At 34.1% G+C, this 22,430-nt stretch carries 19 protein-coding genes, 3 tRNA genes, 3 pseudogenes, 1 riboswitch and 1 other annotated feature; of the genes and pseudogenes, 21 read left to right on the forward strand and 4 right to left on the reverse strand.

Annotation, left to right across the window (positions count from 1 at the left end; genetic code table 11):
• Positions 1–74 precede the first annotated feature (74 nt).
• The 4 genes from FD18_RS04335 to metK all read left to right on the forward strand — a co-directional run bounded on the left by FD18_RS04335 (position 75) and on the right by metK (position 1,807).
• A tRNA-Ser gene (locus tag FD18_RS04335) sits at positions 75–164 on the forward strand.
• 117 nt (positions 165–281) lie between these two features.
• Positions 282–353, forward strand: a tRNA-Glu gene (locus FD18_RS04340).
• A gap of 23 nt (positions 354–376) precedes the next feature.
• Positions 377–449: transfer RNA gene (locus FD18_RS04345), tRNA-Val, on the forward strand.
• Between the two features lie 78 nt (positions 450–527).
• Positions 528–601: riboswitch (SMK box riboswitch) on the forward strand.
• Positions 599–1,807 carry a methionine adenosyltransferase gene (gene metK / locus FD18_RS04350; protein ID WP_057718801.1) on the forward strand — a complete coding sequence of 403 codons (1,209 nt, stop codon included), beginning with the start codon at positions 599–601 and terminating at the stop codon, positions 1,805–1,807. (Overlaps the previous riboswitch by 3 nt.)
• 216 nt (positions 1,808–2,023) lie before the next feature.
• Here metK and FD18_RS04355 read toward each other — a convergent pair whose 3' ends face one another.
• Entirely contained in the window at positions 2,024–2,734 is a 711-nt protein-coding gene (locus FD18_RS04355; protein WP_083486756.1) for a phosphatase PAP2 family protein, read from the reverse strand.
• Positions 2,735–2,933, forward strand: a binding site (T-box leader). It begins immediately after the preceding gene.
• Between the two features lie 44 nt (positions 2,934–2,977).
• On the opposite strand from FD18_RS04355, the gene leuS reads away from it, so the two are divergent.
• The 14 genes and pseudogenes from leuS (at position 2,978) to FD18_RS04425 (ending at position 17,625) form a co-directional block, all read left to right on the forward strand.
• Positions 2,978–5,392, forward strand: coding sequence for a leucine--tRNA ligase (gene leuS / locus FD18_RS04360; RefSeq protein ID WP_057718803.1), 2,415 nt, complete (start codon positions 2,978–2,980; stop codon positions 5,390–5,392).
• 101 nt (positions 5,393–5,493) lie between these two features.
• The gene (locus tag FD18_RS04365) at positions 5,494–7,152 is read left to right on the forward strand and encodes a putative polysaccharide biosynthesis protein (protein WP_057718804.1); all 1,659 of its coding nucleotides are present in this window, start codon (positions 5,494–5,496) and stop codon (positions 7,150–7,152) included.
• A 106-nt stretch (positions 7,153–7,258) separates the two neighbouring features.
• Complete coding sequence (locus tag FD18_RS04370; RefSeq protein ID WP_057718805.1) at positions 7,259–8,395, forward strand: DUF2974 domain-containing protein; 1,137 nt, start codon at positions 7,259–7,261, stop codon at positions 8,393–8,395.
• 87 nt (positions 8,396–8,482) lie between these two features.
• Positions 8,483–9,229, forward strand: a complete 747-nt coding sequence (locus FD18_RS04375; protein ID WP_057718806.1) for a hypothetical protein — start codon at positions 8,483–8,485, stop codon at positions 9,227–9,229.
• Positions 9,230–9,272: 43 nt separating this feature from the next.
• Positions 9,273–10,118 carry an NAD(P)H-hydrate dehydratase gene (locus FD18_RS04380; protein ID WP_057718807.1) on the forward strand — a complete coding sequence of 282 codons (846 nt, stop codon included), beginning with the start codon at positions 9,273–9,275 and terminating at the stop codon, positions 10,116–10,118.
• A gap of 52 nt (positions 10,119–10,170) precedes the next feature.
• The gene (locus FD18_RS04385) at positions 10,171–11,097 is read left to right on the forward strand and encodes a serine hydrolase (protein WP_057718808.1); all 927 of its coding nucleotides are present in this window, start codon (positions 10,171–10,173) and stop codon (positions 11,095–11,097) included.
• Between the two features lie 279 nt (positions 11,098–11,376).
• Positions 11,377–13,053: an arginine--tRNA ligase gene (argS, locus tag FD18_RS04390; protein ID WP_057718809.1), complete on the forward strand. Its 1,677-nt coding sequence runs from the start codon at positions 11,377–11,379 to the stop codon at positions 13,051–13,053.
• 110 nt (positions 13,054–13,163) lie between these two features.
• Positions 13,164–14,081, forward strand: coding sequence for a class II fructose-bisphosphate aldolase (locus FD18_RS04395; RefSeq protein ID WP_057718810.1), 918 nt, complete (start codon positions 13,164–13,166; stop codon positions 14,079–14,081).
• 66 nt (positions 14,082–14,147) lie between these two features.
• Positions 14,148–14,468, forward strand: coding sequence for a hypothetical protein (locus FD18_RS04400; protein ID WP_057718843.1), 321 nt, complete (start codon positions 14,148–14,150; stop codon positions 14,466–14,468).
• 74 nt (positions 14,469–14,542) lie between these two features.
• Positions 14,543–14,915: pseudogene (locus FD18_RS04405) on the forward strand (GNAT family N-acetyltransferase).
• A 26-nt stretch (positions 14,916–14,941) separates the two neighbouring features.
• Positions 14,942–15,158, forward strand: a pseudogene (locus FD18_RS04410) (putative quinol monooxygenase); the annotation flags it as partial.
• A gap of 552 nt (positions 15,159–15,710) precedes the next feature.
• A complete protein-coding gene (gene hpt, locus FD18_RS04415; protein ID WP_057718811.1) occupies positions 15,711–16,247 on the forward strand; it encodes a hypoxanthine phosphoribosyltransferase in 537 nt (178 codons plus the stop codon).
• A 15-nt stretch (positions 16,248–16,262) separates the two neighbouring features.
• The gene (locus FD18_RS04420; RefSeq protein ID WP_057718812.1) at positions 16,263–16,931 is read left to right on the forward strand and encodes a type 1 glutamine amidotransferase; all 669 of its coding nucleotides are present in this window, start codon (positions 16,263–16,265) and stop codon (positions 16,929–16,931) included.
• A 73-nt stretch (positions 16,932–17,004) separates the two neighbouring features.
• Complete coding sequence (locus FD18_RS04425) at positions 17,005–17,625, forward strand: NAD(P)H-binding protein (RefSeq protein WP_057718813.1); 621 nt, start codon at positions 17,005–17,007, stop codon at positions 17,623–17,625.
• Between the two features lie 53 nt (positions 17,626–17,678).
• Here the strand turns inward: FD18_RS04425 and FD18_RS04430 are convergent, their stop codons facing one another.
• Together FD18_RS04430 and FD18_RS10095 are read right to left on the reverse strand one after the other, a co-directional pair.
• Complete coding sequence (locus FD18_RS04430; protein ID WP_057718814.1) at positions 17,679–18,137, reverse strand: GAF domain-containing protein; 459 nt, start codon at positions 18,135–18,137, stop codon at positions 17,679–17,681.
• A 298-nt stretch (positions 18,138–18,435) separates the two neighbouring features.
• Complete coding sequence (locus tag FD18_RS10095; RefSeq protein ID WP_338141085.1) at positions 18,436–18,816, reverse strand: chloride channel protein; 381 nt, start codon at positions 18,814–18,816, stop codon at positions 18,436–18,438.
• 142 nt (positions 18,817–18,958) lie between these two features.
• Between FD18_RS10095 and FD18_RS04440 the strand changes: the two genes are divergently transcribed.
• The 3 genes and pseudogenes from FD18_RS04440 to FD18_RS10395 form a co-directional block, all read left to right on the forward strand.
• The gene (locus tag FD18_RS04440) at positions 18,959–19,954 is read left to right on the forward strand and encodes a class III bacteriocin (RefSeq protein ID WP_057718844.1); all 996 of its coding nucleotides are present in this window, start codon (positions 18,959–18,961) and stop codon (positions 19,952–19,954) included.
• Between the two features lie 22 nt (positions 19,955–19,976).
• Positions 19,977–20,483 carry a DNA-3-methyladenine glycosylase I gene (locus FD18_RS04445; RefSeq protein WP_057718815.1) on the forward strand — a complete coding sequence of 169 codons (507 nt, stop codon included), beginning with the start codon at positions 19,977–19,979 and terminating at the stop codon, positions 20,481–20,483.
• Between the two features lie 59 nt (positions 20,484–20,542).
• Positions 20,543–21,352, forward strand: a pseudogene (locus FD18_RS10395) (AEC family transporter); the annotation flags it as partial.
• A 236-nt stretch (positions 21,353–21,588) separates the two neighbouring features.
• On the opposite strand, the gene FD18_RS04455 reads toward FD18_RS10395, so the two are convergent.
• On the reverse strand, positions 21,589–22,344 hold the full coding sequence (locus FD18_RS04455; protein ID WP_057718816.1) for an MIP/aquaporin family protein: 756 nt from the start codon (positions 22,342–22,344) through the stop codon (positions 21,589–21,591).
• Positions 22,345–22,430: the final 86 nt, after the last annotated feature.

The following is a 22,430-nucleotide window of genomic DNA, read 5'->3' on the forward strand; positions in this document are numbered from 1 at the left end:
GAGCACCTGACTGTTAATCAGGTTGTCGTCAGTTCGAGTCTGACAGCCGGAGTTTATGGCATTAATAAAATAATGGAGTGTTGTCCGAGTGGCTGAAGGAGCATGATTGGAAATCATGTATACGGGCTTTACCTGTATCGAGAGTTCGAATCTCTCACACTCCGTTGGTGAATATTTATCGCCATAATATGTATTTCATTTTTTGAGTAATTTTTTTAAAAAAGTACTTGTTTTTTGAAAAAGATCTGGTATAGTAATATATGTGCTCAATTATGAGATCTGACCCGTTGGTCAAGTGGTTAAGACACCGCCCTTTCACGGCGGTAACATGAGTTCAAATCTCGTACGGGTCATTGCCATATTAAATATGGTTGTTGGAGGATTAGCTCAGCTGGGAGAGCATCTGCCTTACAAGCAGGAGGTCACAGGTTCGAGCCCTGTATCCTCCATCGTTCAGGGGGCTACCAAATATGGTAGTCCCTTTTTTGTGTTTAAAATTGAACGAAATTTTATTGTTATATTGTTTATTCGGTTAAGGTCCCGAAAGGATTCGTTTTTAACAGCGAAGATGCCTTGTAACCGAAAGATGGGGGACTCTATGAAAAAAGAAAAACGTTTATTTACTTCAGAATCAGTTTCAGAAGGACATCCAGATAAAGTTGCTGATCAAATCTCTGATGCGATTTTAGATGCAATTTTGGCCAGGGATCCTAATGGACGAGTAGCCTGCGAAACTACTGTTACTACTGGTCTTGTTTTAGTAGTTGGAGAAATATCAACGTCTGCTTACGTTGATATTCAATCAGTAGTTAGAAAAACTATTTTAGAGATTGGTTATAATCGTCCAGAACTTGGTTTTGATGGAAATAACTGTGCTATTTTAGTTGATATTGATGAACAATCAAGTGATATAGCCGGTGGTGTTAATGAATCGCTTGAAACACGTGAAAATCATGAAGATAAAGATGATTTAGATAAAATTGGAGCTGGAGATCAAGGTCTAATGTTTGGGTTTGCCATTAAAGAAACTCCCGAACTAATGCCACTACCTATTTCTTTAGCGCACTCTTTAATGCGTCGCGTGGCTAGTCTTCGTAAAGAAGGACGTCTTGATTGGTTAAGACCAGATGCAAAAGCACAAGTGACTGTTGAATACGATGAGGAAAATAGGCCAAAACGCGTTGATACAGTTGTCATTTCTACTCAAACTGATGCAACAGTAACTAATGATGAAATTCGTGAGGCCATGATTGATATGGTTATTAAAAAAGTTATTCCATCTCAATATCTTGATGAGAGTACTAAGTTTTTGATCAATCCTTCAGGTCGTTTTGTTATCGGTGGGCCTAAAGGAGATTCAGGTTTAACTGGTCGTAAAATTATTGTTGATACTTATGGTGGATATGCTCGCCATGGTGGTGGTGCTTTCTCTGGGAAGGATTTAACTAAAGTTGACCGGAGTGCTAGTTATGCTGCTAGATATGTAGCCAAAAATATTGTTGCTGCAGATTTAGCTTATCAATGTGAAATTCAATTAGCTTACGCGATTGGAGTAGCTCACCCAGTTTCAATTATGGTTGATACTCATGGAACAAGTAAGGTAAGTGAAGATTTATTAGTTGAAGCAGTTCGAAATGTTTTTGATCTAAGACCAGCAGGTATTATCGAAATGTTGAACTTAAGACGTCCTATTTATCGTCAAACGGCTGCTTATGGCCATTTTGGAAGAACTGATATTGATTTGCCTTGGGAACATACAGATAAGGTAGAAGCGCTAAAAAACTACGTGAGTGAACATGTAAAATAAAAGTAATACTAAATATGTTACTCATTTTAGTAGCCGCAGACTTAGCTTTAATTTTGGTACCAATTTATACGTCTTTTTGGGTATTTTGCTTAAAAGTCGGTGTATGTTGTCTCTTTAATCGTCATCATTCTATCTTTATTACTTAATCAACTATACAAACAGAAAAAAATGCATACGAAAAAAGCTAACTGAGATCAAAATTCTCAGTTAGCTTTTTTATTCATATTTTTTGTTTAAGTAGAGATGGTATAAAACTGAAAAACCCAGTAAAACAAAAGTCGTTCCTTCTAGCCACCCGCCAACAACATCAGAAGGGTAATGAACGTGACAGAAAATTCTAGTGTACCCAATAAAAAGCGGGAAGAGAGCCCAAATAATAATTAATATAGTTTGCCAAAACTTACTTTTAACTAATAAAATAGTTAGCACAATTAGAATGCCGAAGAATGTGGCGCTTCCTACAGAGTGTCCTGATGGGAAACTATAGCCATCGGCATAAACTAAGTGATGGACTAAAGGTCGATGTCGTTCAACTGCATGCTTAGTAATCCAGTTATATCCATTAGCACAAATCATTAATCCCGCCGTAAAAAAAGCATAAGCAAACTTTTTAGCGAATAATAATCCGATGAATAATACGATTGTTGCTACTGTTAAGGTACTAGTATTGCCAATTACTGTTAACTTAGTTGCAATTGCTATATTAGTTGCATTGTTATTAGAAACTAGATCAATAATAGTTTTATCAAAAGAATGAATAAATGAAGTTTGATTAATAACTAAAAGTGCCCAGATTACATAGAGAATTAAAAAAATAAATCCCGGAATTAGAGTATCATGGATGGTTAAATTATTATGTTTCTTTTTCAAAAATATTTCTCCTCTTGTAATTTCTAGTAGATGTGGTAAATTATAATCATTATCCATAAAAAAATAAAGACTAGGGAGTAGTAGCAAGTGATGGTTGTTATTAGAGATGAGCTGGTTGGTGCAAAGCTTAACAATTGTCTTGTGAACTTGCCCTTATAGGTAAAGTCTATCGTTTGCTTTCCGCGTTAAGGGGCACGAGTGTCGCACAATATGTGTGGAACTTAGGTGGTAACGCGAAATGAACTTCGTCCTATGATTTTATGATCATAGGGCGTTTTTTAGTTTTAAGGAGAGATTTAATTGTATAATCACAAGACTGTAGAGAAAAAATGGCAAAAATACTGGGCAGAGCACGATACTTTTAAAACAGGAAATGATCCTAAAAAGAAAAATTATTATGCTCTAGATATGTTTCCATTCCCATCTGGTAAAGGATTACACGTAGGTCATCCAGAAGGTTATACTGCAACCGATATTATGTCTAGAATGAAGCGGGCTCAAGGATATAATGTACTTCATCCAATGGGCTGGGATGCTTTTGGTTTGCCAACTGAACAATATGCTTTGAAGACTGGTGAAGATCCAGAAAAAGTTACTAAGGAAAATATTGCTAACTTCAAAAAACAACTTAATAAGTTAGGCTTTTCATATGATTGGGATCGTGAAGTTACAACGTCAGATCCAAATTATTATAAATGGACTCAGTGGGTTTTTGAACAGATGTATAAGAAGGGCTTAGCTTATGAAGCGGAAGTCCCTGTTAACTGGTCACCAGATTTGGGTACTGTGGTTGCTAATGAAGAAATAGTTGATGGTAAAACTGAACGTGGTGGTTACCCAGTTTATCGTCGTAATATGCGTCAATGGATGCTTAAAATGACTGCTTATGCAGATCGTTTGCTTGAAGATTTGGACGATTTAGATTGGCCAGAACCAGTTAAGGAGATGCAACGTAACTGGATTGGGCGCTCAGAAGGTGCACAAGTTACGTTTAAAGTTAAAGATAGCGATAAGACTTTCGATGTCTTTACTACGCGACCAGATACCCTATTTGGAGTAAGTTATACAGTTCTTGCCCCAGAAAGTAAATTAGTTCAAGAAATTACTACTCCTGAACAAAAAGAAGCAGTTGATGCTTATATTAAAAAGATTGAATCAAAGTCTGATCTGGAAAGAACTGATCTAAATAAAGATAAGACTGGTGTCTTTACTGGTGCCTATGCAGTTAACCCAGTAAATGGAAAAGAAGTTCCAATTTGGATTTCTGATTATGTTTTAGCAAGCTATGGTACTGGTGCAGTAATGGCTGTACCAGCACATGATGATCGGGATTATGCTTTTGCAACTAAATTTGGTTTGCCAATCAATCGAGTAATTGAAGGCGGAAATTTAGAAAAAGAAGCCTTTACTGGAAATGGTAAGCATGTTAATTCCGGATTTTTAGACGGTTTAGATAATGAAGAAGCTAAGAAGAGAATAATTGAATGGCTTGAAAACCATCATGTAGGTCAAAAGAAGGTAAATTATAAGTTACGTGATTGGGACTTCTCTCGTCAACGCTACTGGGGTGAACCAATTCCAGTTATTCACTGGGAAGATGGTACTACTTCATTAGTACCTGAAGATGAATTACCACTTCGCTTGCCTCATGCAACTGACATTAAGCCATCTGGTACCCCGGAAAGTCCATTAGCTAATCTGACTGATTGGGTAAATGTTGTTGATAAGAACGGTAGAAAAGGTAAGCGTGAAACCAATACTATGCCTAACTGGGCTGGTTCAAGCTGGTACTACTTACGTTATGTTGATCCGCATAATGATAAAGAATTAGCTGATTATGATTTACTTAAGAAGTGGCTTCCAGTTGATCTTTATATTGGTGGAGCAGAACACGCTGTTCGTCACCTTCTTTATGCAAGATTTTGGCACAAGGTTCTTTATGATCTAGGCGTTGTCCCAACTAAGGAGCCATTCCAAAAATTATACAACCAAGGCTTGATTTTAAAGAATCATGAAAAGATGTCTAAGTCTAAAGGAAATGTTGTTAACCCTGATGAAGTAATCGATGAATATGGTGCAGATTCACTTAGAATGTATGAAATGTTCATGGGACCATTAGATGCGTCAATTGATTGGGATGACAACGGTCCAGCATCTACTAAGAAGTTCTTAGATCGTGTATGGCGTCTATTTGTTAATGATCTTGATTTAAAGGCAATTCCACAAGAAAAGATTGTTGACGAAAATGATGGTGAACTTGATAAGGTATATGCCGAGACTGTCAAAAAGGTTACAGAAGACTTTGAAGCTTTACACTTTAATACTGCAATCAGTCAAATGATGGTCTTTATGAATGCAGCTCAAAAAGCTAAGACTATTCCACGTGAATATGCAGAAGGTTTTGTTAAGCTTCTTGCACCAGTTGCTCCACACATGATGGAAGAAATTTGGTCAGTATTTGGTCATGATGAATCTATTGCATATGCTAAATGGCCAGAATATGATCCTACAAAATTAGTTGAATCAACAGTTGAAATTATGGTTCAAGTTAATGGTAAGCTTCGTGGCAAATTTAAGGCTGCTAAGGATAGTGATAAAGATACCTTGGAAAAAGAAGCTCTTGCTCTTGATCATGTTCAAAAATTCTTAGATGGAAAAGATGTCAAAAAAGTCATTGTTATTCCAAACAAGATTGTTAATATTGTTGCTAAGTAATTTAAGTTTTTCCTAAATAATTAATATTTGTAAATACAATTTACATTAATGAGTAATATATAATTCAGACGCTTAACTGGATATAGGGAAAATTTATCTTTATGGAAAACAATACTAAAAATACTAAAGAGACAATGGTCAAAGGCTCCGCATGGATGACCTTTGGCTCTATTGTGTCACGAATTTTAGGAGCATTGTATATTATTCCATGGTATGCCTGGATGGGAAGTCATGGGAACATTGCCAATGCTTTAACAGCGAAAAGCTATAACATTTATAGTTTATTTATTATTATTTCTACCGCAGGTATTCCTGGAGCGGTTGCCAAGCAGGTGGCGAAATATAATGCTTTAAATGAATATGATATTGGGCGAAAACTATTTAGACGCGGCTTAATTTTGATGGCCATGTTTGGTGTGATTTGTGCAGCAATTATGTATTTTGGTGCTCCAATTTTAGCTACTGATGATATCATTGGTGCACTTTTGCATGGGGCTAAAAGTGATCCACGTCAAGTTGCCGTGATGAGAAGTCTTTCTTATGCAGTTTTAATTATTCCAATTTTGAGTATCATGCGTGGGTATTTCCAAGGTTATGCAGATATGATGCCTCCAGCTATGTCTCAATTTATTGAACAATTGGCCCGAGTGATATGGATGCTATTGACAGCTTATATTATTATGCAAGTTCAACACGGATCCTATGTTCATGCGGTTGTTCAATCAAATTTAGCTGCAGCTATTGGTGCGGTGTTTGGAATTTTGCTCTTAGTATGGTTTTTATATCGTAGGCGAAATGAACTGAACGTATTAATGGAGCAATCAAACCACGTAATTAAAATTTCTACTGCAGGAATTTTCTGGGAAATTATTAATCAATCTATTCCATTTATCATCATTGATTCTGGAATCACCTTGTTTCAATTAATTGACCAATATACCTTCCATCCAATGATTGCTATGTTTGTTCATGCTAGTTCTGATCAAATTGAATCATGGTATGCATTGTTTGGATTAAATGCAAATAAATTAATCATGATTATTGTATCTTTAGCAACTGCAATGTCAGTAACTGCTATTCCGCTTTTATCAGGTGCCCATGCACGACGTGATTATGCCAGCATTTCTAACCAAATTGAAAACACCTTGGAATTATTCTTATTTGTTATGATTCCAGCTTCATTGGGGATGGCTGCTATTGCAACGCCAATTTATACAATTTTTTATGGCTACGATCAACTAGGTTCAAATGTCTTGTACTTATCATCATTTACGGCAATTAGTTTAGGACTATTTACAGTTTTGATGGCAATTTTACAAGGTCTATCAGAGAACGGACTAGCTATAAAATACCTAGTTTTAGGAATTATCATTAAATTTGCTGTCCAACTTCCAATGATTGAATTCTTTAAAGTATATGGACCGCTTCTAGCTACAAATGTTGGATTAATTATTACTATCTGGCTGTCTTTAAAACACTTAAAAGTTAGATACAAATACAATAGTAGTCGTACATCGAGACGATTTATTGGAATTGCAATCTTTTCAATGGCTATGTTTGTGATAGTTACCGGGGTAGTTAATTTCGGTGGAAAAATTATTTCGCCTGAACGTAGGCCAACCTCATTTGTTCTTGTTACACTTGCGGTAGTTATTGGCGGCTTACTCTATGCCTTTTTAACAGTGAAATTTGGTTTAGCTCAAAAGATAATTGGACCAAAAGTTGATAGGGTCTTAGAAAAATTACATATTAAAGTTTAAAAGAGAAAAAGGAAACTTGAGTAAGATACTTACCTAAGTTTCCTTTTTTGCCCCTGCCAAGGAAGTCTATTATATAATATTTTCGGAGAAAGTGAGGAAGAAAAAAGTGGATAACATGCTTGTATATGCTGCAAAAGAGAAGCGAAGTTTTAATGAATTTCCCTTAAATGAAGTAGATAGTATGATTTTTTCTCAATTAGCGTATTGTAATTTTGATACTCTTCCTCAGCATCATAGTTTACAAAGTTTGGCTTCTGATGACGAGATTAAGACTTTAACTCAAGGGAATCTCGGTGGAAAGAATACTGAAAAGCTGATCAAGATTATGTTAGAAAATCCACGCTTTAAAAACCTATGTTGGCGCAATGTGGTTAGTAAAGTAGATGCAAAAACACAAATGCAATTTAATGCTGTTACCTTTTGTATTGCAGAGAATCAATATTATATTGCATATCGGGGAACAACGGCTACTACCATCGGTTGGAAAGAAAATTTTAATATGTCTTTTAATGATTGGGTACCAGCTCATTATTTTGCTCGTTCTTATTATCGAAAAATCAAAAATTTGTTTTCAGGAAAATTTTATCTTGGTGGGCATTCAAAGGGCGGAAATTTAGCGTTTGCCGTTGCATTGAACCTAAAAGAATCCGACTTGTCTCATATTGGTAGAATCGACTGCTTTGATGGACCAGGTTTTCATAATCAAGAACGATTAAAGGATAGATTCTTAAAATTAAAGGGTAAAATTCATAAATATATTCCGCAAGGTTCATTGATTGGCATATTGCAAGATGATCTGATTGGAGAAAAAGATTATTGTACTATTGTGGCAGCTTCTGGAAATAGTTTACTTCAGCATGATATGTTTACTTGGCACGTTATCGATGATCAATTTGTAGTTTTAAAGCAATTAGATAGCACATCCGAAGTTTCATGGAAGGCAATTGCTGAATGGCTAAAAAATACAAACGATACGGAAAGAAAAGATTTTATTGAAATGCTATATCTAACAGTTAGTGACACTAATCAAATTTATTTCAGGAAGCTGTTAACGTCTAAAACGACATATAAATTAGCTACTCGTTTGATAAAAAATAGTTCTACCCAAAAGAATGTTTGGGAACCAATAATAAGAAAACTTTTTAAAGCTTATGTGAATTCAGCAGCAACAGCTTTTAGTGAACAAAGAAAAAATCAATTAGCAAACTTTAAAAATTTTTTAGATGAACAACGTAATAAATAGGTTAAGTTATAAGAGTCTATCTTGAATTAAAAACTACCTGCTTATCTAGAAAAAGAGTAAAATAACGATTGAAAGAGGTGGACAAAATTGAAAAAAGATACATATATGACTTTACTAGGATTGCGTGATACTTGTTACAATGATTTCAATTTTGATATTGATGAGAAAGATTTTTATTTAGGAACTGATACCTATAAAAAAATTGACAAAATATTAAAGGATGCACAGGATGAGCAATTATTAGTTCAATTTGAAGAAGGCACGCATCTTTATCAAGATTATGATCCGGAATACTTGAGCGTAGCTCAAAAGAGAGAAATTCAACATGATATTAATGCAGCCCGTAACTTTTTGGATAATTACAATGGTGATGCAGACGATAAGCATGATAATTATGCAGCTTACCTAGATGATAATTCTTTGAGTTATTCTTTTGGTCCAGATAGTAATTTAGATGAAGTACAAAATAATTTAAATGATATTGAAACCAATGGCGTAATCATTTGGCAAAGACGAAAAGATGAATATATTTTATTACCACATACTATTCATAGCCTTGAAAGAATTAAAAAGCAGATTGCATCAAGTAAACGTGTTGATGATAAAAAATTGCGTTATGCAATGGAGCGTTTGTTTGACAATATAACTGATTTTCTTAAGCCATTTAGTGATAGTGAATTAGGAAAGTACGAAAGTTCAATTTCACAAGAGCTTAGAGATAATTTGGAACATTATGCTTTAAGTGTTCAAACTGATGCACGTGAAGTAGCTGCAGATAAAGTAACTAAATATGCAGTACAACTTGCGAAAAAAGAAAATAATGACAGTATTTAAAGTAAAGCTCATCGATTAGATGGGCTTTTTTGGATAGGATAAAATGGAATCTATTTCAAAAGAATTAATATCTAGAGTAATAAAGAAAAGAAAAAGTGCTACACATAAAGGAAATTATGGTCGTTTACTCCTAATTGGAGGTAGTAAAAAATATGGTGGAGCACTAATTATGGCAGCAGAAGGTGCATTGAACAGTGGTGCAGGTTTAGTGACAGTAGCTACAGACCAAGTCAATATTGCTGCTCTTCATACTCGAGATCCAGAGATTATGGCTCTTAATTGGGATGAAAGCATAGAGTTAAAAAATTTAATTAAAAGCTCTGATGTAGTGATTTGCGGAATGGGTCTTGGATTAGATGAAAAAGCAGAGCAAATATTAGGGCTAGTTAGAGATAACATTAGCTTAAAGCAAACACTAATCTTAGATGCTAGTGCACTAGATTTAATTGGTCAGCAAAATGATTTACTACCATTAAATTTAAAAGTTCTGATTTTTACCCCTCATCAAATGGAATGGGAACGATTAAGTGGAATAAAAATTTCTGATCAGAATGATGAATTGAATCAAGCAGGTTTGAATAAATTAGTTAAAAATAAGAATGCAATTCTGGTTTTGAAATCCAATCACACTAAAGTTTATGATCAAGCAGGGCATATTTATTTAAATCCTTTTGGTAATCCAGGAATGGCTATTGGTGGCATGGGAGATACATTAGCTGGAATTATTGGCGGATTTTGTGGTCAATTTACGCCTAACTTAGAAACAGTGGCAGCTGCTGTGGGGATTCATTCTTTAGCTGCTGATAAAATTGCAGAGAAGCAATATATTGTTCGACCAACTCAATTATCGGCTCATCTTCCAGAGATAATGAAGCAATATGAGAAATAATTAAGTAATGACGAAATGAGTTAAATTGCATAAAGAGAAATTGGGTGACCGAATGAGACATGCAAAGAAGAAAACTAAGAAAAAGTATTTATGGTTAATTATATTTGTAATAGCAGCTATTTGTTTTTTTGTATGGAAAAACAAGTTTAACTCAAATAGAATGCCATCGAATTATCATACGGACCAAGTAGATTTAAATGTTAAAGCTGCAGTAGCAATTAATGCAAAAGATGGAGCAACTCTTTACGCTAAAAATGCTAATCAAAACTTGCCGATTGCCTCAATGACCAAGCTTTTAACTGTTTATTTAACTTTACAAGCAATTAAAGAGAAAAAAATATCTTGGGATACAACTGTTACCCCAACTCAAGAAATAGTAGACTTAGGCTCAAATCAAGATTATGCAAGTGTTCCGCTTAGACTAGGGCAAAAATATACCGTAAGACAGCTCTATGAGGCAGCCTTAATAAAGTCGGCAAATAATGCAGCTCGTTTACTTGCGATTGCAGTTAGTGAAAGCGAGACAAATTTTCTAAATCAAATGCGCCAGCAAGCTTATAAATGGAAACTCAATAATGCTAAATTCGTAACTGTTGATGGTTTACCGGAGAAAAGAAAAAATTTTTTAGGGATGATGACAACAGTTGAAAATAAAATGAGTGCTAATGATATGGCAATTGTAGCGAGAAAATTAATAACTGATTATCCTGAAATTTTAAATACTACGAAACTATCTAGAGCATATTTTCAAAATACACTTATGACTAATAGTAATAAAATGCTAAATGGTCTCTCATACTATGATTCGACATTTCCTGTGGATGGTTTAAAGACGGGTACTACTGATGGTGCTGGTTCGTGTTTTACTTGTACAGCAGATAAAAATGGAAAAAGAATAATTACAGTAATTTTAGGTGCTGAAAATGATAATGAACGGTTTGTGGAGACTAAAAAGTTATTAAGTTATTGTTTTAATTAAAATTTTACTATGCATTCGATTTAATATTGCACTTTCCCTAAGTTTGCTGATATAATCTTCATGACAAAAGGTTAAAAGTAGTAGTATTGCATTTATGTTCAGCGAGTCTATGGTTGGTGGGAGTTAGACAATAGGGCAATATGAAGGCGTGTTTAACTTTAACTTTAAAATCAATTAATAAGCGGATACTTTGTATCAAGTAGAGTGGTACCGCGGGAACTTTCTCGTCTCTTTCTAGTTTACTAGGAAGAGACTTTTTTTATGCAAGAGGTGTTATAGGTGGATTTTAAACAAAAAGTCGTTGATTTAGTTAGTGAACAGGTAGATTTACCTAAAGAAAAAATTTCTATGTTAATTGAAAGACCAAAGAATGCTAAAATGGGTGACTATGCTTTTCCAGCATTTGCTTTGGCAAAAATTGAACATAAAAATCCTGCTTTAATTGCTAAGGATATTGCTGAAAAGATTAGTGATGATAATTTCACAAGTATTCAGGCGGTTGGACCATACGTGAATTTTGCGATTGATCATGCAAAACTTGTTAATGCGACTTTAAATGACGTTTTAACTGAAAAAGATCATTTTGGTGATCAAAAATTAGGTGAAGGTAATGTTCCAATCGATATGTCTTCTCCTAATATTGCGAAGCCAATGTCTATGGGACACTTGCGTTCTACTGTAATTGGCAATTCAATTGCTAAAACTTTAGAAAAAGTAGGATATACTCCAATTAAAATTAATTATCTTGGAGATTATGGTACCCAATTTGGTAAGTTAATTACTGCTTATCGTTTATGGGGAAATGAAGAAGACGTTAAGAAGGACCCAATCAACAATCTTTTCCATTACTACGTTAAATTCCATGAAGAAGCAGAAAAAGATCCTAAATTAGAAGATGAAGGACGTGCTGCCTTTAAGAAACTTGAAAATGGGAACGAAGAAGAAATTAAGTTATGGAAATGGTTCCGTGAAGTTTCTCTTCAAGAATTTAACCGAATTTATAAAGAATTAGGTGTGACTTTTGATTCATATAACGGTGAAGCATTCTTCAACGATAAGATGCAACCAGTAGTTGACGAATTAAAGGAAAAAGGCTTACTCGAAGAATCACGAGGAGCTCAAGTAGTTAACTTGGGTGAAGATGAAAATCCAGCCTTAATTTTGAAATCAGATGGCTCTAGTTTGTACATGACCCGTGACTTAGCTGCAGCTCTATACCGTAAAAAGGAATATGACTTTGTAATGTCCCTTTATGTTGCCGGTGGTGAACAAACTGGTCACTTTAAGCAATTAAAACAAGTTTTGAAGAAGATGGGTTATGATTGGTCAGATAATATTCACCACATTCCATTTGGTTTGATTACTCAAGGCGGAAAGAAACTATCTACTAGAAAAGGAAACGTTGTTTTCTTAGATCAAGTCTTAAAGGATGCAGTTTCTTTAGCAGAACAGCAAATTGAAGAAAAGAATCCAAACTTATCTAATAAGGAACAAGTTGCTCATGATGTTGGTGTGGGCGCCGTTGTATTCCATGACTTAAAGAATGATCGAATGGATAACTTTGATTTTGACTTAGAAGAAGTTGTTCGTTTTGAAGGAGATACTGGTCCATACGTTCAATATACTAATGCTAGAGCTCAAAGTATTTTACGTAAGGCTAATAAAGAAATCTCAATGGATAATTTAAGCTTAAATGATGATTGGTCCTTTGCAGTTGCAAAAGCATTAGCTGATTTCCCTGCTATTGTAGAAAAAGCCTCAGAAAAATTTGAACCATCAATTATTGCAAAATATGCCTTGGATTTAAGTAAGAAATTTAATAAGTATTATGCAAACGTTAGAATTTTGGACGAAGATGATCAATTAAATGCTCGTCTTGCACTAGTTCAAGCAACTTCAATTGTTTTAACTGAAGCATTGAGACTTTTAGGTGTAAATGCACCTAAAGAAATGTAGTATTTTTTGAAATAAAAATATTCACGAATTTTTTTAAGCTAAAGTATGTTAATTTTTGCACTAATGGGTTAAACTAATGATGTGTTAAAAATTTAGGAGGTATTTTTTTAATGGCTTATTTAGTAAATGGTAATGACATTTTCAAAGCTGCTCGTGAAAACCACTACGCTGTAGGTGCATACAACACTAACAACCTTGAATGGACTCGTGCACTTTTAAGAGGTGCTAAGGAAACTAGAACTCCTTTATTGATTCAAGTTTCTACTGGTGCTGCTAAGTACATGGGTGGTTACAAGACTGTTAAGGACTTAGTTCTTAACGAAATGGACAACATGGATATCGATGTTCCAGTTATTTTGAACTTGGACCACGGTGACTTTGAATCAGCTAAGGAATGTATTGCACTTGGTTACTCATCAGTTATGTTTGATGGTCACAACTTACCAACTGACGAAAACTTAGCTAAAACTAAGGAAATCGTTAAGTTAGCTCACGAAAGAGGTATCTCTGTTGAAGCTGAAATCGGTAAGATTGGTGAAAACCAAGGTGCCGATGGTGGTGAATTAGCATCAGTTGAAGACGCTAAGACTTTCGTTGCTGCTGGTGTTGACAAGCTTGCTTGTGGTATTGGTAACATCCACGGTGTTTACCCAGAAGGTTGGAAAGGCTTGAACTTCGATCGTTTGAAGGAAATTGCAGAAGCAGTTCCAAACGAACCACTTGTTCTTCACGGTGGTTCAGGAATTCCTCAAGACCAAATCGAAAAGGCAATTCAATTAGGTATTGCTAAGATTAACATCAACACTGAATTCCAATTAGCATTCCAAGCTGCAACTCGTAAGTACATCGAAGACAAGATGGACTTAGACAAGGGCAACAAGGGTTACGACCCACGTAAGCTTTTGAGAGCTGGTACTGACGCAATTACTGATTCTATGAAGGAAATGATTTCATGGATGGGTACTGCACCAATCGACTCAAAGGAATCATCAGTTCAATTTGATGAAGCTTCATTAAACGAAGAATAATCAATAAGTCTATTAGAAAAAGGCCTCAGGAAACTGAGGCCTTTTTTGTTAATCTGGATAAATAAAATGCAAATAAAATTTGATGAACGTGGATGTAAGGGCTTCTTTAAGAAATATAATAAGCAAGTCCCCCTAATAAAGGAGCTAATTGAGAAGGCTATTATTAAAGAAATAGCAACAGGGATGAGCAAGGTTAAACTAGCTAGTAGAAAAAGAATTAATGGACAAAAAATTTATGAATTTCGCTTAAATCTTAGTACTCTTGGTTCTGCTCGAATTGCTTTTTCAATTTTTGATGATCAAGCAATTGTTTACTTTATTAGTAAAGATATCCAGAAATCATCTTTTAGTAAAGAGTTTGAAAAAATTATTAATAAAAAAGGATAGTAATGAATATAGGAGAAGGTAGAAATTTAGATAAGGTAACAGAAGGAAGGCTTTTAATTGTCTGAGAAAATAGTGTGCGTACGACGCATCATTTTTTATCAGACGAAGAGAGTAATGATATAAAAGAATATGTTCCTCAAGCATTAAACGGGGTAAATCCATCTGCTAGTAGTTTACGATGATAAAAAAGTACCCGTTTCTTTTATGGGAGTTAATGATCAAAAGCTAGAAATGTTATTTGTTGATGATAGACAGCGTGGAATAGGAATTTGTAAAAAATTAATCGCTTATGGAATTGATAATTTTGATGTTAACGAACTTGCCGTTAATGAACAGAATCCAAAAGCACGTGGATTTTATGAACATATGGGTTTTAAAGCAGTAGAAAGATCAGAATTTGATGATCAAGGAAAAGCTTATCCAATTTTAGTAATGAAAAGAAACTAGTATTTATAAAAGAGAGCGTTTTAATTATGTCTTTAACAGTTAATCTTTATTACACTGGAAAAAATGGTAGTGCACGTAAATTTGCTGAAGAAATGGAAAAAAAGCGGTGTAGCAGATCGGATTAGACAAGAACCAGGAAATGAAAAATATGATTATTTCATTCCTATAAATGATCCTGAAACAATTCTTTTGATTGATAGCTGGAAAGATCAAAAATCACTTGATGCGCATCATGCTTCACCATTTAAATATTGTTTAACTGCTTTAAGTGTGATTTCATAACTAAATTTACTTTTTCTGGACATACAAAAAAGTCCTACTTTCATAGATAGTACAACTTTATATATTTGTACTGTCTACTAAAGTAGGACTATATCAGTTCTAAGTAGCAACGAGGTTTTTGTTCAATACTAAAAATAGAAGAAAATGAAGAATAAAAATATCGATTTATTTCCGACGAGCCTTTACAGGAACTGGAATTGGTTTATTTATAATAGCAGCATTTGCAGCAAGTACTGCAATCGTGCTAGCTCCTAAAATAAGTAATAATATCATTAAACCATTCCTTTCTTTAATTGATTGGTATTAATATTAGAGTGAATTTATGAATTTTCTGTGACTTAATTTTAAGAGAAAATCTAAAAAATATAAATAATTTTACCGTTTTAAAGAAATACGAACAATTTTATACATCTTAACAAAGATAATTAATAAATAACTTAAAAAGACTAAAAAAAACTCTTTATTTGTGTTAAAATTTCATCATTGACGATTTTAATGAAGAGGAATTACAGAATGAATAACGATATCGAACGTATATTGTATAGTCAAAGCGACTTAGATGGTCGTATGGATGAAATGGCTGCTGACTTAAATGTGAAGTATAGAAATGAAGAGCCAATTATTATTCCAGTCTTAAATGGTGCTATGATTTTTGCTAGCGATATGATTAAGAGATTAGATTTTAAGTTGATCATTGATCCTATTAAGGCATCTAGCTATGTAGGAAGCCAATCAACTGGAAAAGTAAAGATTACGCAAGATATTAAGTCAGATGTGAAGGGTCGTCCAGTAATTTTTATGGAAGATATTATTGACACTGGGCGTACATTACAAGCACTCAGTGAAGTAATGAAAGATCGTGGAGCTAAGAGTGTTGAAGTTGTTGCAATGCTTGATAAGCCAGACACGCGAGTAGTAGATTTTCATGCTGATTATTACGGCTTTAAGGCTCCAGATGGTTTTTTGGTTGGGTACGGGCTAGATTATAATGGCTTGTACAGAAACTTGCCTTATGTGGGAATTTTAAAGCATGAGGTTTATGCAAATTAGAAAGTGAGATAAATTATGCGTGTAAATGTTTTGCAGCATACTCCAAATGAAGGACCAGGTTCAATTAAGACTTGGGCCGATCAACATCACCATGAATTCTATGTTTATCATCCTGAAACATTTGGCAAATTACCGACTGTTAAAGAAACGGATTTATTAGTAATTCTTGGCGGACCGATGAGTCCAAATGATAATTTAGCTTGGATTAAACAAGAAAGACAATTAATTAAAGCAATGCTTGATGCTCATAAACCAATGCTTGGTGCGTGTTTCGGCGGACAACAAATTGCTAAAACTATAGGCGCTAAAATTTTAGATGCTCCTCATAAAGAAGTAGGCTGGGCTCCAGTTTACTTAAAAGGCTCAACTATCCCAAATTTACCTGAAAAATTAACGGCTCTTCACTGGCATGAGCAAATGTTTGAAATTCCAGAAGGTGCTAAATTATTGTTTTCAAGCGATTTAGTAGAGAATCAAGGCTTTTTGCTTGGTGATAACGTGATTGGCTTACAATTTCATTTTGAACCAGAAGAAGATAATGTAAGAGAAATTGCAATCAATGACGTTGATTATCCACTAGAAAATAATGATTTACATCAAACTGGCGAAGAAATTATTGCTCATGGAGTACCAGAAGAAAATCAAGAGGTAATGTTTAAATTACTTGATTTCATTACTAAGTAAAAAGTGCAAATTTTGGATTACTAATAAAAAGTAAGCTAAAATAAAGCTGTAAGTTTTTCTAGGAGGAAAAATTATGGCTAAGATTTTTATTTTTGGTGGCTCAGGAAGAGTGGCTACAGATTTAATTAAAGATTTAGTAGCAGATGGTAATACTGTGACTGCTGCTGCTCGTCATCCAGAAAATATTATTAAATTGGAAGGCGTTACAGCCGACAAGCTAGATTTACATGCAGATGTTGATAATATTGCTAAGCAGGTAAAAGGTTTTGATACAATTTACTTCACTGCCGGTTCAAGAGGTAAGGATTTAATTCAGACGGATGCAATGGGAGCGATTAAGACAATGACGGCTGCTGAAAAGGTAGGCATTAAGCGCTATATTATGCTTAGTTTAGATATTAATTCATGGAAGAAAATTCCGAGCTTAGAAGATTATTTAGCAGCTAAGTTCTTTGCAGATACTTATTTGATGGATTCTACGAACTTAGAATATACTATTTTGCAAGCAGGCAGTCTTACTGAAGAAGCTGGAACAGGTAAAATTCAACTTAATGTTGAAGCAGCTGATTCAAATCCAATTCCTGATGTTGCCAAAACATTAGCTGAAATTTTGAAATATCCAAATACAATTGGTAAGGTTATTCCAATGAGTAGCGGTAAGACACCAATTGCTGATGCTTTAAAAGAAATTTAATACATAGAAAAAGGCTCCGTGAGGGGCCTTTTTTAGTGTTGAGAAGTTTACTATTAAAATTTAAAAATATTAGAGATTTCTTCTAAATATTTTTGATCTAATTCATTAAAATTAGCAACTTTGGTCGAATCAAAGTCGAATACGCCCCATAGAGCACCATTTCTATTGAAAATAGGAACGACAATTTCGGAATTTGAATCGCTATCACAAGCAATATGACCTGCAAATTCGTGTACATTTTTTACAATTTGAGTTTGCTTTTCTTTTGCAGCTGTTCCGCAGACTCCCTTACCAATAGCAATATGTACGCAGGCTGGTTTTCCTTGAAATGGTCCAAGAATTAGTTCGTTATTTTCATAGCGATAAACTCCTGCGAAGTTAACATCATTAAGCGCATTAAACAATAACGCAGAAATATTTGCTGCATTTGCAATCCAATCACTCTCTCCATTTACTAGAGCTTCAGCTTGCTTCACTAATAGTTGGTAATTGCTTTCTGTTGATGCTGACATAATTTGATCCTCTTTTCGTGATAAATTATTTTAATTTTAACATTGAATTAAAAACTAAGCTTAACTTTTCTAAAAATAAACTTATGTAGTAGCATTACTAGATATGTTGTAATAAAAATTAATGGGGCTAAATAAATTGATAATAAAAAAATTAATAAAATTACTGTAAGGAATGTTTTTTAGAATTATTGTTATACTTGCGACAACAGTTAGAAAAACCGTAATTACTGGTTGGATAGGAATACATTGTGCGATTGCTGCTCCAATAGCCACACTGGCAAAGATAGGAGGAAAAATCTTACCTCCTCGCCAGCCTAATCGTAGAAAGAGTCTTGATTAACGCTATTACAAGTAAAAATAATGAAGAATATGAAAGTGCAGTCTTAGAAAATGGTACGATATGAAATTCTCCAGAAAATAGCGCATGGTCAGTAATTAAAGTTAAGCTACTAAGGACTAATCCCCATAGAATAGCTTTAAAAATTGGTGATAATTTCCAAGATTCCAGCTTGGTAAATACTTTTTCTAAATATAAGAAAAAATAGACAAAGATTAGACCAGCTAAGATTGGAATGATGCCATACCAAATAATAGACCATGACCAAGTAATGGCACGTTTATGAATACCAAAAACTCCTTCTTCGGGAAAAAGTTTAAAAATTAGAATCGTGTCAAGCAGCTTAGCTAAAAGTGTTCAATTTATTATTGCAATTTGCGTATAAATAAGATTTATGAAGCAGTTTACTTTATTTGTTGTCTTGATTCAAATCGCTCATAATAAATTTGAGGGCAGGATGAATAAAGAAAGGATTTGTCCAGTTATGATTGGTAAAGAAACTCAAATACGTTTAGTAAATAAATTAGAAAATATACATCATGTTGTTGTTCAAGCATCAGCGCTCGTCGGGAGCAATGTTTTTGCTTTGCAACTACTTCATAAACAGAGCGATGTTATTGTTTATCAAACTCCAAATGATAGTGGAACTGTGACCTTTGATGAAAATCATCCAATTTTATTCTTGAAAGGGCCAAATTCAGCTGGAACTGCTGGCGGACATACTCAGACTTGGGTACAAAGTGGAGAAGACAATAAGTGGTTTGTTGGTACTAAACCTAAAAGGCATGAGAATACTTATTGGACCACGCAAATTGCTCGAGTAGCAGTTTCTGGATATCGGACGCAAACATTTACTAATAATACCGATTTACCGCGTTTGTCTTATCTTAATCGTGCAGGCTCAGGTTATGGTGATGGAAGTGTGGTTTATCCTGGAAAAGATTTAGTTAGAGTTGAAGCTGCTGTATCGCCCAATGGTCAGTATTTTTTGATTGCTAGTATAGATAATAGTCATATGGGACACTTCGCCATTTATAATCTTAATGAAGTGAATGAGAAGCTAGATGCTGCAGAAGAAACCTCTGAAGATATTAATATTCAAGAGTTAACCTGTCTAGGTGCTTTTAACGTTCCGCATTTTAATGATCAAAAGATTCTGTCTATTCAGGGTTATGCGATAGATGATAACAAGGATATTTATATTTCAAGTCAACCTAGTCCGCATACGACTTTTTTAGGATTTCCTAAGCAAGGAAAACCACGTGAAATAGTCAAAATTCCCTGGGGAATATCTAACGCAGATAAGTGGTCTGTAGTTAACTTAGACAATAGTTTAAAACTTGATGCTTTAGATTTTTGTACTGAATTTGAGGGCATTCAAGTAACTAGTGACTGCCTTTATTTAACTGTTGCCTATCATCAGCGTAATAGCGACTTAACGACTTTGATGAATAGAATATATCAAGTTGAGAAATTTTAATATAAAAAATGGGGTGATAAAAGTGAAAGTAAAGCGATGCAGTTGGGGAAATAGTAAAAATCTTGTATATCAATATTACCATGATAAAGAATGGGGAAAACTTAATTTAAATTCGAATTACTTATATGAAATGCTAGTTTTAGAAAGTTTTCAATCTGGTTTATCATGGGAGACTATTTTAAATAAAAGAGAAAATTTTCGAGCTGCTTTTGCAAATTTTGATTATCATAAAGTGGCTAAATTTAATGAACAAGATTTTGAAAAATTAATGCAAAATAAAGGAATTGTTCGCAATCGTTTGAAAATTAATGCAGCAATTAATAACGCAAAAGTTTTGTTAAAAATGGAAAAAGAAGGACAAACTTTGGAACAATTTTTAATTAAATTTATTCCTGAACCAATAATTAACCATCCTCAAAAAGTTGAAGATGTTCCAGCTTCAGATGAACTATCTAAGCAAGTTTCAAGGAAAATGAAAAAATTAGGGTTTAAGTTTGTTGGACCAGTAACGATATATTCGTTTTTATAGGCAGTGGGATTAATTAATGATCATATAGATAGTTGCAGTTTTAAAGATGGAGGAAGGTAATGGCTTTAATACTGTCGACAAAACAAGTAGTAATTATGTTCATTTTGATGATTATTGGTTGAGTATGTTATCAAGTTAAGTTTTTGCATGGGCAAACTGTTAAAGATTTAACCAAGATTCTGTTATATGTGATATCACTCTGTTTAATTGTCAATTCTTTTCGACAGTCATTTTCAAAAATACGACTATTACAATTTGGTTTAGTATTTTCACTTGTAGCTGGTTTATTTGTCTTTAGAATTATTATTAGTAGGACAATTTTTAATGAGAAGTGGGTCAAGAATCACCAGAAAAGAACAGTTTTGCAATATGCCGGTACCTCTACTAATGCTGGGTGGTTTATGGGAGTGCCATTAGTACAAGCGATTTTAGGAACTAAGGAGTCTTTTTTGCAGCTCTTTATTTGATTGTTTATAACATTTTCATGTGGACGCATGGAATTAGGATATTCACATAAAAGAAAAAGTCATTTAGAGAAATTTTTCAGCAAGCCGTGATAATCCTAATATTATTGCGGCAGTCATTGGGATGGTTTTGTTCATAACACAGTTTAAATTATCTGATGTAATTTCTGATCCGATGAATTATATTGCTAATTTGAATACCCCTTTAAGTATGATTGTAATCGGTACAAATCTTGGTGCAATTAATTTAAAAGAGGATTGGTATGATAAGTTAGCCTGGAGCGGAGTTTTTATTAGAAACTTATTTTTCTCAATAGTTATCTTAGAGATCTTATGCGTTTTGCCATTACCAGTAATTGCCAAATGACTACTCTAATTATGGCAGCTTGTTCAGCAGCAGGATTGGAGAAGAATTTTTATGTAGAGTCCTACTGTTTAATTTATTTACTAAAATCTTTGAAAGTAAAAAATACGTTTTAGTTTGGGTCATATTAGCTTCTTCGTGGGGAGCGATTTTGTTGATTTTTGGTATAGTAATAATTATTTCTTTAAGTTCTATTTATGCATTTAATAAACGGACTAATACAGTTTTTAAGCATTAAAAAAGCAGATCAAAATGATCTGCTTTTTTACATACTTAATTAAAGTCCAAAAGGAATCTTGTAAAGGAAAATTCCAATAATTGCACCTAGGATAGGAGCAACAACAGGAATCCAGCCATAACTCCAGTGTGCGCCACCCTTTTTATTAGGGATAGGCAATAATGAGTAAACAAGTCTTGGACCAAAATCACGGGCTGGATTAAGAGCTGGACCAGTTGGACCACCAAGGGCCATAACTAATGCAGTGATTAAGAATCCTACACCGATATTAGCAATATCAACAGCTTGTTTGAAGAACATCCCCTTGTAAAGACCAATTGCAACAAACATTAAAACCGCAGTACCAACAACTTCGGAAATAAAACCGTTCCACTTACTATTAGTACAGTCGCTAGTAGCAAAACAAGAAAATATGATATCAGGATTGGTAGATTCTTTGAAGTGTGGCCAATATACTCCTAAAACAAGAAGTTGACCGCAAATTGCTCCTAATAATTGGCAAGCAATGTAGGGAGCAACTTGTGACCACGGAAAGTTACCAGCAGCTGCTTGGGCAATTGTAACTGCTGGGTTAATATGGTTACCTGAAATTGAACCAAATAGCATGGCAGGAAGCATTACACCAAAGCCAAAACTGAAGGCAACCAAGATCCAACCACCATTAGCTTTGCCATCAGGAGCATTACCAGTTGTACCTTTTAAGAAAGAATTTGCAACTGAACCATTACCAAATAATACTAAAATCAAAGTACCGAAAAACTCGGCAAAATACTTAAGCATCCAACTATGTTCCATAAGATACTTTTTCCTCTCTTGAAAAATAAGTGAAAAGTAAACACAGCTATTGATTATACCTAAGTTTGTAAAAAAATCATAGCTAT

Origin of the sequence: Lactobacillus taiwanensis DSM 21401 (assembly GCF_001436695.1) — a bacterium.
GTDB lineage: Bacteria > Bacillota > Bacilli > Lactobacillales > Lactobacillaceae > Lactobacillus > Lactobacillus taiwanensis.

Excerpts from the sequence above, each read along its gene's own strand:
- FD18_RS04400 (WP_057718843.1), top strand. The coding sequence starts at position 14,148 with ATGCAAATAAAATTTGATGAACGTGGATGTAAGGGCTTCTTTAAGAAA.
- FD18_RS04380 (WP_057718807.1), top strand. The coding sequence starts at position 9,273 with ATGGAATCTATTTCAAAAGAATTAATATCTAGAGTAATAAAGAAAAGA.
- FD18_RS04385 (WP_057718808.1), top strand. The coding sequence starts at position 10,171 with ATGAGACATGCAAAGAAGAAAACTAAGAAAAAGTATTTATGGTTAATT.
- FD18_RS04420 (WP_057718812.1), top strand. The coding sequence starts at position 16,263 with ATGCGTGTAAATGTTTTGCAGCATACTCCAAATGAAGGACCAGGTTCA.
- FD18_RS04455 (WP_057718816.1), bottom strand. The coding sequence starts at position 22,344 with ATGGAACATAGTTGGATGCTTAAGTATTTTGCCGAGTTTTTCGGTACT.
- hpt (WP_057718811.1), top strand. The coding sequence starts at position 15,711 with ATGAATAACGATATCGAACGTATATTGTATAGTCAAAGCGACTTAGAT.
- FD18_RS04395 (WP_057718810.1), top strand. The coding sequence starts at position 13,164 with ATGGCTTATTTAGTAAATGGTAATGACATTTTCAAAGCTGCTCGTGAA.
- FD18_RS04365 (WP_057718804.1), top strand. The coding sequence starts at position 5,494 with ATGGAAAACAATACTAAAAATACTAAAGAGACAATGGTCAAAGGCTCC.
- FD18_RS04355 (WP_083486756.1), bottom strand. The coding sequence starts at position 2,734 with ATGGATAATGATTATAATTTACCACATCTACTAGAAATTACAAGAGGA.
- FD18_RS04425 (WP_057718813.1), top strand. The coding sequence starts at position 17,005 with ATGGCTAAGATTTTTATTTTTGGTGGCTCAGGAAGAGTGGCTACAGAT.
- FD18_RS04430 (WP_057718814.1), bottom strand. The coding sequence starts at position 18,137 with ATGTCAGCATCAACAGAAAGCAATTACCAACTATTAGTGAAGCAAGCT.
- metK (WP_057718801.1), top strand. The coding sequence starts at position 599 with ATGAAAAAAGAAAAACGTTTATTTACTTCAGAATCAGTTTCAGAAGGA.
- FD18_RS04440 (WP_057718844.1), top strand. The coding sequence starts at position 18,959 with ATGATTGGTAAAGAAACTCAAATACGTTTAGTAAATAAATTAGAAAAT.